This is a genomic window from Mycolicibacterium sp. Y3, assembly GCF_051188035.1.
Classification (GTDB): Bacteria; Actinomycetota; Actinomycetes; order Mycobacteriales; family Mycobacteriaceae; genus Mycobacterium; species Mycobacterium fluoranthenivorans.
In genome coordinates this window covers 118,401-129,802 of sequence record NZ_JAVQLT010000001.1, presented here as the reverse complement: position 1 = coordinate 129,802, position 11,402 = coordinate 118,401, and the positions used below count along the sequence as shown (strand labels likewise).

Annotated in this window: 11 protein-coding genes and 1 pseudogene; 4 read left to right on the top strand and 8 right to left on the bottom strand. The window is 66.3% G+C overall.

Going from position 1 to position 11,402, the window contains the following annotated elements; translation table 11 throughout:
- The first annotated feature begins 9 nt into the window (after positions 1-9).
- Positions 10-1,170 (top strand): acyl-CoA dehydrogenase family protein, encoded by a 1,161-nt coding sequence (locus QN239_RS00590; RefSeq protein ID WP_499007629.1) that lies wholly within the window; start codon positions 10-12, stop codon positions 1,168-1,170.
- Between the two features lie 3 nt (positions 1,171-1,173).
- On the opposite strand, the gene QN239_RS00585 is transcribed toward QN239_RS00590, so the two are convergent.
- The 7 genes from QN239_RS00585 to QN239_RS00555 form a co-directional block, all read right to left on the bottom strand.
- Complete coding sequence (locus tag QN239_RS00585) at positions 1,174-1,845, bottom strand: class I SAM-dependent methyltransferase (protein WP_499007627.1); 672 nt, start codon at positions 1,843-1,845, stop codon at positions 1,174-1,176.
- A gap of 20 nt (positions 1,846-1,865) precedes the next feature.
- Positions 1,866-3,359, bottom strand: a complete 1,494-nt coding sequence (locus tag QN239_RS00580; protein WP_499007626.1) for a glutamate-cysteine ligase family protein — start codon at positions 3,357-3,359, stop codon at positions 1,866-1,868.
- Positions 3,360-3,376: 17 nt separating this feature from the next.
- Complete coding sequence (locus QN239_RS00575) at positions 3,377-4,132, bottom strand: class I SAM-dependent methyltransferase (protein ID WP_499016463.1); 756 nt, start codon at positions 4,130-4,132, stop codon at positions 3,377-3,379.
- Positions 4,133-4,199: 67 nt separating this feature from the next.
- The gene (locus tag QN239_RS00570) at positions 4,200-4,895 is read right to left on the bottom strand and encodes a hypothetical protein (protein ID WP_499007624.1); all 696 of its coding nucleotides are present in this window, start codon (positions 4,893-4,895) and stop codon (positions 4,200-4,202) included.
- Entirely contained in the window at positions 4,888-5,793 is a 906-nt protein-coding gene (locus tag QN239_RS00565) for an oxidoreductase (protein WP_499007622.1), read from the bottom strand. The genes QN239_RS00570 and QN239_RS00565 overlap by 8 nt, the downstream gene beginning before the upstream one ends.
- A 31-nt stretch (positions 5,794-5,824) precedes the next feature.
- On the bottom strand, positions 5,825-6,571 hold the full coding sequence (locus QN239_RS00560; protein WP_090364947.1) for a PadR family transcriptional regulator: 747 nt from the start codon (positions 6,569-6,571) through the stop codon (positions 5,825-5,827).
- 91 nt (positions 6,572-6,662) lie between these two features.
- Positions 6,663-7,184 carry a PadR family transcriptional regulator gene (locus tag QN239_RS00555; protein ID WP_499007620.1) on the bottom strand — a complete coding sequence of 174 codons (522 nt, stop codon included), beginning with the start codon at positions 7,182-7,184 and terminating at the stop codon, positions 6,663-6,665.
- 58 nt (positions 7,185-7,242) lie between these two features.
- On the opposite strand from QN239_RS00555, the gene QN239_RS00550 reads away from it, so the two are divergent.
- From QN239_RS00550 to QN239_RS00540, 3 genes and pseudogenes are all read left to right on the top strand, one after another.
- Complete coding sequence (locus QN239_RS00550; RefSeq protein WP_499007619.1) at positions 7,243-8,565, top strand: carotenoid oxygenase family protein; 1,323 nt, start codon at positions 7,243-7,245, stop codon at positions 8,563-8,565.
- A gap of 42 nt (positions 8,566-8,607) precedes the next feature.
- Positions 8,608-8,979: pseudogene (locus tag QN239_RS00545) on the top strand (hypothetical protein); the annotation flags it as partial.
- A gap of 76 nt (positions 8,980-9,055) precedes the next feature.
- The gene (locus QN239_RS00540; RefSeq protein WP_499007617.1) at positions 9,056-10,210 is read left to right on the top strand and encodes a cation:proton antiporter; all 1,155 of its coding nucleotides are present in this window, start codon (positions 9,056-9,058) and stop codon (positions 10,208-10,210) included.
- Here the strand turns inward: QN239_RS00540 and QN239_RS00535 are convergent.
- Complete coding sequence (locus QN239_RS00535) at positions 10,183-11,127, bottom strand: AraC family transcriptional regulator (RefSeq protein WP_499007616.1); 945 nt, start codon at positions 11,125-11,127, stop codon at positions 10,183-10,185. The genes QN239_RS00540 and QN239_RS00535 overlap by 28 nt on opposite strands.
- Positions 11,128-11,402 lie beyond the last annotated feature (275 nt).

Sequence of the window (11,402 nt, the reverse complement as noted above, 5' to 3'; positions counted from 1 at the left end):
GGTGAGCGCGTGACCGCACTCAATCAGCTCAGTGAGGAAGAGGCGTTTCTGGTCCAGACGGTGCGGGCTTTTGTTGATCGTGAGGTCAAGCCCACTGTGCAGGAGGTGGAGCACGCGAATAGTTATCCCGAGCGGTGGATCGAGCAGATGAAGCAGATCGGGATTTTCGGGTTGGCGGTGCCGGAGGCTTTTGGTGGCAGTCCGGTGTCGATGCCGTGTTATGCGCAGGTGACTCAGGAGTTGGCGCGGGGGTGGATGAGTCTGGCCGGGGCGATGGGCGGGCACACCGTGGTGGCCAAACTGCTCACGTTGTTCGGTACCGAGGAGCAGAAGCAGGCGTATCTGCCGAGGATGGCGTCCGGGGAGGTACGCGCGACGATGGCGTTGACCGAGCCCGGTGGGGGTTCGGATCTGCAGGCGATGAGCACCGTGGCGAAAGCTGATGGTGAGGATCTGGTGATTTCGGGGGCCAAGACGTGGATTTCGAATGCGCGGCGTTCGGATCTGATCGCGTTGTTGTGTAAGACCGATCCGTCCGCGTCCCCGAAGCATCGGGGTATCTCGATTGTGTTGGTGGAGCATGGGCCGGGTTTGACGGTGTCGCGGGATCTGCCCAAGTTGGGGTACAAGGGGGTGGAGTCCTGTGAGTTGGCTTTTGATGGGTACCGGATCAGCTCATCGGCGATTCTGGGTGGTGCACCGGGTCGGGGTTTTGCGCAGATGATGAAGGGGTTGGAGACCGGGCGGATCCAGGTGGCGTCGCGGGCGTTGGGGGTGGCCACGGCGGCGTTGGAGGATTCGTTGGCTTATGCCCAGGCGCGGGAGAGTTTCGGTCAGCCGATCTGGAAGCATCAGTCGATCGGGAATTATCTGGCGGATATGGCCACCAAGTTGACTGCGGCGCGGCAGCTGACCTGGTATGCCGCGCGCATGTATGACAGTGGGCAGCGCTGCGATATGGAGGCCGGGATGGCGAAGCTGTTCGCGTCCGAGGTGGCGATGGAGATCGCGTTGAACGCGGTGCGCATTCATGGTGGGTACGGGTATTCCACCGAGTACGACGTCGAACGCTATTTCCGTGATGCCCCGTTGATGATCGTCGGGGAAGGCACCAACGAGATCCAACGCAACGTCATCGCCGCACAACTGGTCGCCCGCGGCGGACTCTGAGCGCTATTTGTGTGCGGTGAGCAGGAACGCGGGGAACTTCATCCGGCCCTTCTCGTCGGTGGCGTGCGGTGGCATCTCGAACGGTGCGTCGGGCATCGCGATGGTGTTGGCGTGGATGAACGCCGGGCGGATCTCGTCGACCGTCCAGTACTTCGACACCGCGGCCCGGAGTTCGTCCTCGGTGACCTCATGTGGCTTCTGCTCCAGTTCGGCCGGGAACGCACCCTTGGCGAACACCAGCACGAAGAACGACGCACCCGGGGCCGACGCGCGATGCACCGCCTGCAGATAGCCGTCGCGCCCTTCGACCGGTAGCGAATGGAACAGCGTCGAGTCGATGACGGTGTTGAACCGGCCGTCGTACCCGGTGAACGACGTGATGTCGGCCTGAGCGAACGCGGCAGTACTCAGATTACGTTCCTGGGCTGCACGATTCGCCGCGGCGATGGCGGTGGGCGAAATATCCAGGCCGACGGTGGTGTAACCCTGCGCCGCCAGCGACAGGGACAATTCAGCGTGTCCACAGCCCGCGTCGAGCACGTCACTGCGGATCTTGCCGGCGGCGATGAGCGCGGCGAGTTCGGGCTGCGGCTCGCCGATATTCCATGGCGGTGGACCCTCGAAGGTGCCGTCCTGCCGGTATGCGCCGTCCCAGTCCAAGACCTCAGATGTCATGGCATCCAACGTACGCCGCGTCACGATTGCGGTGTCTCCCACGTGTGCACGGGGGCGTTGCTGTGCATACCCTCGCAGTACAGTCGCAGCATCTCGGCCAGTGCCTGGGGTCGGGCCAGTCCGCGCTCCTGCAAGGCGTGCACGGTGGCGGTCTGCCATGCGGCCCCGTTAAGCCCGGTCTTCGCCCGGCCCTCGATGACACCGAGATACCGGTCGCGTACCTCGGCGGCCACACTCCATCGGCGCAAGCCCTCGTCGGCCAGGGGGAGCAACTCGCGCAGGACCAATTCGTCGGGTGTCACCTCACCCAGGCCCGGCCAGTACAGTCTGGCCTCCATGCCGCGCCGCGCCGCGGCGGTGAAATTATGTTGTGCTGCAGCAAAACTCATCTTGGTCCAGAGGGGGCGGTCCTCCTCCGAGAGGGTACGCAGCAGGCCGTAATAGAACGCCGAGTTGGCCAGCATGTCGACCACGGTCGGGCCGGCCGGTAGGACACGGTTCTCCACCCGTAGATGCGGTCGGCCGGCAGCGCCTTCTCCGACGACGTCGTAGACCGGGCGGTTCCACCGGTAGATGGTGCCGTTGTGCAGCCGCAGCTCGGCCAGTTGCGGGGAGCGCCCGGCGGCCAGTTCGGCCGCCGGATCCTCGTCGGATAATTCGGGCAGCAGCGACGGGAAGTAGCGGACGTTCTCCTCGAAGAGATCGAAAATCGAGGTGATCCAGCGTTCGCCGAACCACACCCGCGGCCGCACGCCCTGGGTCTTGAGTTCGTCGGCGCGGGTGTCGGTGGCCTGGGTGAACAGCTCGATCCGGGTCTCGGCCCACAGTTCGTGCCCGAAGAAATACGGTGAGTTGGCGCCGAGTGCCAGCTGCGGACCGGCCAGCACCTGGGCGGCGTTCCAGTTCTTGGCGAAATCGGCGGGAGACACCTGGAGATGCAATTGCACACTGGTGCAGGCTGATTCGGGTGCGATATCGGCCGACTGCACCGCCAGCCGTTCCGGCCCGGCGATGTCGATGTCGATGTCCTCACCCCTGGCGGTGAAGATCGAATCGTTGAGGGCCTGATAGCGCGTCGAGGGACTCATCCAGTCCGCGGTCAGATGTTCCGGCATCAAGGTCGGCAGGATGCCGATCATCACGATATGCGCACCATGCTCGGCGGCCCTGCTCTCGGCCGCGTTCAGGCTGGCCCGCACTTCGTCTTCCAGGTCCAGGGCGGCGCGGCCGGGAAGCGGACGCGGTGGGACGTTGAATTCGATGTTGTAAGCGCCCAATTCGGTTTGATACGCCGGATCGGCGATGGCTTCGAGCACCTCGGCGTTGCGCAGCGCCGGCTGATATGCGCCGTCGACCAGATTGCACTCGATCTCCATACCCGTCAGCGGCCTGTCGAACTCGAAGCTCGACTGCGACAGCATGGTTTCGAAGACATCGAGGCACAGTTGCACCTTGCGCCGGTACTCGCGACGCTCGGCTCTGCTGAAGTCGGTCTGCGTGACATCGTCACCCATGGGCCGAGCCTACGGGGCTATCGCCGGGTGGCCACCGTTATCTGCGGACTCATCAGGCCGGTGCGCACGTCCACGTCCACGCCGGCGTGCGCCGCCAGGGCACGCATGGCCGACGGGCTGTAGCAGCGCAGTGAGCTGATCACGCCGTCGTGAACGAACGGGATGAAGGGCGCCAGCGGCAGCATCGTCGCCAGCCGCAGCAGATGCAGTGCCGACGGCGGCCGTGGCAGGTCGATGATGAGCAGCTTGTCGGCGACCCGGGTGCCCTCGGCGAGTACCTTCGCCGCGAGCGCGGGTGGCAGATGGTGGAACGACAGCGCGAAGACCGCCAGGGCGAATTCGCCGTCGGCGGCGTCGATCGCGGTGGCGTCCATCGTGCGCAGCAGGGCACGCGGGTGACGGCCGAGATCTCCCGCGGTCATCGCGGCCACCGATTCCGGTGCGATATCGGTGACGGTCAGCCGTGCGGTGGGGTGCTGGGCGAGCAGGGTCGCCGAGAGCGCGCCGTGCCCGGCGCCGAGTTCCAGGATCCTGGGATCCGGCACGTCGGCCACCTCGTCCAGGACGATCCGGGCGAATTGGTCGTGGTTGCCGAAAACCCGCCCGGTCCAGTCCAGCGCGGCGATCACGCTGCGCTTGACGGCCGGATCGACGTCCTCGCGATCGAGGTATTCGGGCCGGTCGGTTTCCAGTAGTCGGTCCACACAGGAGGCGTCCGGGCCGCCGCGCGGCATCCGATCGATATCTGAGATCTGCCCCGGCATGTGGTCCATCATGTAACAAGGCCCGCCGAGATCCGCACCGTGGACCGGATCACCATGTCGTATCCGGCCGAAATGCCTAGATGTTCTGGCACTTTCGCAGCAGCACCCGCAGCGTGTCGTAGAACCGTGCGCCGAGCAGCGCGTGCGTGCCGGTATCGCCGATCTGCACCGTGGCGGTGATCTGGTCGGCGAGGTCGGCCAGATCCTTGGACCGGTCGGCGACCTCGCCCTTTTCGGTGACCTGAGCCGCTGCGTCATGCAGATCGCGGGACCACTTCTGGAAGTCGCCCGACGTCGGGCCCTGGTTGGCGAACGAGGGCAGCACGAACGCCGACTGCGCCATCCCGGTGGTGATCAGTCCCTGGGCCTGCCGGCAGGCCTTGCCCGAGATGTAGCTGTAGGTCACCGAAGAGACGATCACGATGACGGCCAAGACCACCGCGGCGAGCGCGATGTGCACATTGCGCTGGGGCGCGTCGAAGACGACCCGGCGCCACAGCAGGTGGGCGCCGATCGCGACGGCCGACGCGACGATGGCCATCACGGTGGCTGCCAGCGGCCGGCCGAAACCGGAGGCCGAGTTGATCGCCGCGGAGGTGGCGATCGCGGTCAGCAGGACCAGCATGTAGAGCCACATGCCGCGCCGGCGTTCGGTGGCGTCGGCATCGCGGAAGCTCACACCGAGTACAGCGCCGAGTCCGGTGAGGATGGCGACGATGACGGGGATCGCATAGTCGGTGAGATTGTCGATGTTCATTGCTGGTTCAGTCACCCATCCCGTCGCTGCGCTCATCCAGGATGCTATCGAGGCGGCTTTTGACGTCGGCGGGCAACTCGATCTCGGCGACCGCCAGGTTCTGCTCCAGGTGGGCCACCGAGGAGGTGCCCGGGATCAGCAGCACGTGCGGGGACACCGTCAACGTCCACGACAGCACGACCTGCGCCGGGGTGCGACCCAGATCGGCGGCGGTGCGGGTGACGGTGTCGTTGTTCAGCACGGGATTGCCCGGGAGGAATCCCGAACCCAGCGGGAAGAAGGGCACGAACGCGATACCGTGTCCGGCGCAGAGCTCGAGCACGGGCGTAGCGGACCGGTCCAGAAGGTTGAAAGCATTCTGCACACAGGCGATCTCGGTGCGTTCCAACGCGAACGACAGGTGGTCGGCCCCGATGTTGGACAGCCCGATTCCCGATATCAGGCCCTCGTCGCGCGCGGTGATCATCGCGTCGAGCTGCGCGCCGAAAAGCTCGGGATCCAACGGTGCGATCTCATCGGGGGCCTCGCGGGGTGGCATGATCCGCAGGTTCACCGCGGCCAGCCGGTCGATGTCGAGGGCACGCAGGTTGTCCTCGATGCCCTGGCGGAGTTCGTCGGGCCGGTCGAACGGCAACCAGCCGCCTTGTGCGTCGCGGCGGGCGCCGACCTTGCTCACCAGGGCCAGGTCGGCAGGGTAGGGGTGCAGTGCTTCCCGGATGAGTTCATTGGCCACGTCGGGGCCGTAGTACTGGGAGGTGTCGATGTGGTTGACGCCCAAGGCGACGGCGCGATCAAGGACGGCGAGCGCCTGATCACGATCCCGGGGTGGCCCGAAGACACCGGGTCCGGGCAATTGCATTGCTCCGAACCCGATGCGGGCGACGTCGAACGGACCGAGCGGGTGGGTCTGCATACCCCCAGGCTATGCAGACCCACCGCCGGGGTCACTCTTCGCCGAGGATCTGGTAGACCTCGCGGCGGGCGTTGTTGACGATCTCGAGGATGCGCTGTTGCTGCTCATCGCCGGTGGTGTGCACCGCCTGGGCGACGGCACCGAACAGCTGTCCGAGTGCGGCGCGCAGGTTGACGGCGTTGGGATCGGCGTCTTCGGTGATGGCGTCCCACGGCGCGGTCTCGACCTTCTCGGCCGCGGCGCGGCCCTCGTCGGTCAGCTCGAAAGTCTTCTTGCTGCCTTCGCTTTCGGTGGGGACGATCAGGCCCTCGTCGACCAGCAGCTGAAGCGTGGGGTAGACCGAGCCGGGGCTGGGCTTCCACAGATCGTTGCTGCGGGTGGCGATCTCCTGGGTCATCTCGTAGCCGTGCATGGGTCGTTCGGCGAGCAGTGTCAGGATCGCGGCACGCACGTCGCCGCGCTTACCGCGACTGCCGCCGCGTCCGCCACGACCACCGCGGCCGCGACCACGGGGACCGCCCGGTCCGAATCCCGGACCGAAACCGCCGCGGCCGAAACCGGGTCCGAACCCGGGGCCGAAACCACCGGGACCGAAGCCGCCGGGGCCGAACGGGCCCTGCGGTCCGGCGCCGTGTTCGCGCAGATTCTCACGGAATTCTCGCCGGGCCTGACGGCGCTGCTCGTGTAGCGCACGCCGGTCACCGGGGCCGAAGCCGCCAGGGCCGAAGCCGGGGCCGAATCCGAAGGGTTGATGGGGAGGTGTGAATGGGGTGTTCATGTCTGTGTCTCTCATTTCGACGGGAAGCACGGTGTGCGCTTCCGATGCGTCGACGATATATCGGAAACTATCGCGATGCAACCATGAAATATCAAGATCGCTCGTTTATCGCTTTGACCAGCCACTCGGCCCACTCGACCTGCATGGCGTGATAGCGCAGTCCCTGCTCGAGGGCGGCGTACCCGTAGAACGATTCGTCGGAGTCGTCCCAGTGCAGCTGTGCGCGCAGCGTCTCCAGCCGGTCGATTTCTGCGCGGGCGTGGTCGGCCAGTGCCTGCACGTGCCCGGCGGCGCCGGCCCGGGGCAGTTCGCCGAGCAGGAAGATGCGCAGCTGTCCGGGGCTGCGATAAGGCGGGTCATCCTGCGGGCTGATCAGCCAGCGCAGCAGTTCATCGCGCCCGGAATCGGTGGCGCGGTACACCTTTCGTCCGCGCGGACCGGTATCGGCGACCTCGATGAGGCCTGCCGCCGCCAGCTTGTTGAGCTCCCCGTAGAGCTGGCTCTGGGTGGCCGGCCACACGTTGGCCATCGACTTCTCGAATCGCTTCATCAGGTCGTATCCACTGCCGGGGTGTTGGGCGAGCAGGCCCAGTGCGGCGATTCGTAAACTCATGAACGGATCCTACATTCCACTATTGACATGTCATTAGTGGAATGTCAGGGTGAACTGCATGACTCAGCCCTCACTTTCCACGGGACTGCCCACCACGGGTGACTTCTTCCGCCGGGGGAACTACGCGCCCGTCGCCGACGAGCTCACCGAATACGATCTGCCCGTCGACGGTGCGATCCCGCCCGAACTGGACGGTTGGTATCTGCGCAACGGGCCCAATCCGCGCCAGGAATCGGCGCACTGGTTCCTCGGTGACGGGATGATCCACGGCGTCCGCGTCGAACACGGCGCAGCCAAGTGGTACCGCAACCGCTGGGTGCGCACGGACAGTTTTGTCGAGGACTTTCCGCTGTACAACAGCGACGGCAGCCGGAACCTGCGCGCCGCCACCTCAAACACGCACGTCGTCAACCACGCGGGCAAGACACTGGCCCTGGTCGAATCCTCACTCCCCTACGAGATCACCAATGAGCTGGAAACCGTCGGCGCCTACGATTTCGGCGGAAAGCTCGCCGACGCGATGACCGCGCACCCCAAGATCTGCCCGACCACCGGGGAACTGCACTTCTTCGGATACGGCAGCATCTTCGCCCCGCACGTCACCTATCACCGCGCCGACGCCAATGGCCAGCTCATCGTCAACCGGCCCGTCGAGGTGAAGGCGCTGACGATGATGCACGACTTCGCGATGACCGCCGAGCACATCGTCTTCCTGGACCTGCCCATCGTCTTCGACATGAATATCGCGGTCGGTGCCGAACGCGATATGCCCTACCGCTGGAGCGACTCCTACGGGGCCCGGTTGGGGGTGTTGCGCCGCAGCGACCCGTTCGGTGACATCCGTTGGTTCGAGATCGACCCGTGCTACGTCTTCCATGTCGCCAACGCCCACGACGAGGGTGATTCGATTGTGCTGCAAGCAGTCCGGTATCCGGAACTGTGGCGGCGCGCCGGCGATTTCGACGTCGACGGTGTGCTGTGGGAATGGCGGATCGATCTGGCGGCCGGCGCCGTGCGCGAACGTCAGCTCGACGACAGCGGTGTGGAGTTCCCTCGTATCGACGACCGGCTCGCCGGGCTGCCCGCCCGGTACACGGTGGCGGTCGGCGAGAACAGCTGGCTGCGTTACGACCTGAGCGGCGGGACGACGGTGCGCCACGACCTCGGGACCGGCGGAGCGGGGGAGGCGGTGTTCGTGCCGGGCCAGGGCAATGCCGACGAAAGCAACGGCTGGTACCTCGGTTACGTCTACGACCCGGAGCGCGACGGCAGTGACCTGGTGATCGTGGACGCCGCCGATTTCGGGGGTGACCCGGTCGCGACCATCCACCTCCCGCGCCGAGTTCCCTATGGCTTTCACGGGAACTGGATCAGCGCCTGATTTCCCAGTAGGTTGCCAGTCCATCGGGACTAGGGTGTCCGAATGGGTGTGAAGTGGCTGGATGAGCCGGAAGAGCACGACTACGACGCTGCGGCGGACTACCTGAGCATGCTTGCCGAAGCGGCGGTGGTGACGTCGACGGTGGATGCGCTGAGGAACGCGAAACCCTTGCAGCGCAAGGCGAAAGACATTCTGCGTGCGGCGCGGCTTGTCCTGCTTCCGGAGAGCAATTCCCACGTCCGCAACGATCTGGCGAAGATCAGCGACGGTAAGCGGCTGTCGCCGATCCTGTTGGTCCGGGGCCAGTACGCGCTGAGCGTGCCGATGGAGGTGGCCGACGGGTACCACCGGGTGTGCGCGAGCTACCTCACCGACGAGAACACCCCGATCCCGTGCCGGCTGGTGTCGTGGCAGGACGCCAGGGCGAGCGGAGCGACGGGGAATGGCACCGGGGCGAGCGGAGCGACGGGGAATGGCGTGACCTCCTGAGATGACGGGTTTCGGACTCGACACCCTGGCCCTGGTGGCGGTCATCGGGCTGGCCGGGCCGGCACTGGCCGCCATCCCGGGGCTGCGCGTGCCGGTGGTGGTCGGCGAGCTGGTGGCCGGGATCGTCGTCGGCAGAACAGGGTTCGGCATCGTCGATGCCACCAACCCGACCTTTCAACTGCTGGCCAGTATCGGCTTCGCATTGGTGATGTTCGTCGTCGGCACACACGTGCCGGTTCGCGATACCTCACTTCGTGGCGCGCTGGGTAAAGCGGCACTGCGGGCGATCGCGGTCGGAGCGGTCGCCGCGGTACTGGGGGTGATGATCGCGTCGGCCTTCGGCACCGGACACGCGCTCCTATACGCCGTTCTGCTGGCGTCGTCTTCGGCGGCACTCGCCCTGCCGGTGATCGACTCGTTGGGACTGACCGGGCCGCCGGTGTTGGCGGTCACCGCGCAGATCGCGATCGCCGATGCCGCGTCGATTATCCTGCTGCCCTTGGTGATCGACCCCGGTCGGGCGCCGCGTGCGGCGCTCGGCGCACTGGCGATCGCCGCGGCGGCCGTGGTGCTGTTCATCGTGTTGCGCCATGTCGAACGCAGCGGCACCCGGAAACGGCTACACCACTACTCCGAGGTCCACCGGCTGGCGCTGGAGCTGCGGGGCAGCCTGATCCTGTTGTTCTGCCTTTCTGCGCTGGCGATCGCCACGCATGTGTCGATCATGCTGGCGGGTTTCGCTCTGGGACTGGTGATCTCGGCGATCGGGGAGCCGCGCCGGTTGGCCCGCCAGCTGTTCGGTATCACCGAAGGCTTCTTCGCGCCGCTGTTCTTCGTGTGGCTCGGTGCGTCGCTACAAGTGCGGGAACTCGCCGACCACCCCCAATTCATCGGTCTCGGTGTGGCATTGGGGGTGGGCGCCATCGCCGCCCACACGGTCGGGCGACTTTTCGGGCAGCCACTGGCACTGTGCGTGCTGGCCGCGGCCCAGCTCGGGGTACCGGTGGCGGCGGCCACGCTGGGCACCGAGCAGGGGCTGCTGGCGCCGGGTGAACCGTCGGCGCTCATCCTCGGCGCACTGATCGCGATCGCCGCGACATCGGCGGCCGGTGCGGTCGCCAAACGGCGTCAGGCCGGTGCTGCGCCGGCCACCTGACCGGTGCGGTAGGCGGCGGGACTCATCCCGTAGGCCCGTTTGAACGCGGTGCTGAGGGCGAACGGTGTGCCGTACCCGACCTGATCGGCGACTGCGGCGATGGTGCGGTCGCTGGACCGGAGTAGATCGGCGGCCAGTGCCAGGCGCCAGCCGGTGAGGAAGGCGATGGGCGGCTCGCCGACCAGATCTGTGAACCGGCGCGCGAGCACGGCACGCGAGGTGCCTATTGCGTTCGCGAGATTCGCGACCGTCCAGGGATGTCGCGGATTGTGATGGATCAACCGCAGGGCTGCACCGACGATGGCGTCTTCGCCGGCGCGCCACCACGGTGGGGCAACGCCGTCGCCGTCGAACCAGGTGCGCAGGGTGTCGATGAGCATCAAGTCGAGCAAGCGGTCGAGGTACACCTCCTGCCCGGCGCGCTCACATCCGGCCTCGGTGATGAGCAGCTCGGTGAGCGGCGCCGTCTCCCCGGCCTGCACCACCAGCACCGGCGGCAGGGACCGGAGCAGCCGGGCGCTGACTTCACTGCGACCCTCGTAGGCGCCGATGACGACCCGGTCCGTGCCCGTCGCGCTGTTGCCCCAGGTGCGGACCCCCACGGTCAGTGCGAAGCGCATGTCCTCGCCTGCGAGGGTGGTACACCGCTGGCCCGGATGGATCACCAGCTGCGGCGCGACCCCGGCGGCGCAGGTGAACAGGTAGTGGCAAGCGCCGCTGGCCAATGCGATATCCCCAGCGGTCAAAGGGAATTCGTCGCCGCTGTCGGTGATGACCACCGAGTTCCCCGCGGTCTGGCAGATCAGTGTCAGCGCGTCGTCCTGGATACGCATCGACCACGGCGGGTCCAGTGACAGTCGGAGCACGAAGGCCCCGCGTGCGCGGACTCCGTCGAGCAGTCCCGCGAGCGCATCCATACCGGCGGACCCTACTGCCGCGATGCGCGGTATCTCAACATGTGGACAGCGTCGGTACGTGGCGTGTCCGCAACCGTGCCGATCGCGGCTACGTATGCCGCGCAGCCGACATTTCATTGCTGATTGTCGAGATCCTGGACATATCAGGGACAGATGATCGAACGACAGTCGCTGTGCGACGGACCACTACTTTCCGTGAATGTGCGCTGGCTCACCTGCGTCGTTCGCTTTCCGTGTGGAGCTGTGACCGGCCGGCGCCGAGTCGTACGCGAGGC

Coding starts and splice junctions, on each gene's coding strand:
- QN239_RS00580 (WP_499007626.1), bottom strand. CDS start 3,359: ATGGGTGACGATGTCACGCAGACCGACTTCAGCAGAGCCGAGCGTCGC.
- QN239_RS00575 (WP_499016463.1), bottom strand. CDS start 4,132: ATGGACCACATGCCGGGGCAGATCTCAGATATCGATCGGATGCCGCGC.
- QN239_RS00535 (WP_499007616.1), bottom strand. CDS start 11,127: ATGGATGCGCTCGCGGGACTGCTCGACGGAGTCCGCGCACGCGGGGCC.
- QN239_RS00560 (WP_090364947.1), bottom strand. CDS start 6,571: ATGAACACCCCATTCACACCTCCCCATCAACCCTTCGGATTCGGCCCC.
- QN239_RS00550 (WP_499007619.1), top strand. CDS start 7,243: ATGACTCAGCCCTCACTTTCCACGGGACTGCCCACCACGGGTGACTTC.
- QN239_RS00565 (WP_499007622.1), bottom strand. CDS start 5,793: ATGCAGACCCACCCGCTCGGTCCGTTCGACGTCGCCCGCATCGGGTTC.
- QN239_RS00540 (WP_499007617.1), top strand. CDS start 9,056: ATGACGGGTTTCGGACTCGACACCCTGGCCCTGGTGGCGGTCATCGGG.
- QN239_RS00585 (WP_499007627.1), bottom strand. CDS start 1,845: ATGACATCTGAGGTCTTGGACTGGGACGGCGCATACCGGCAGGACGGC.
- QN239_RS00555 (WP_499007620.1), bottom strand. CDS start 7,184: ATGAGTTTACGAATCGCCGCACTGGGCCTGCTCGCCCAACACCCCGGC.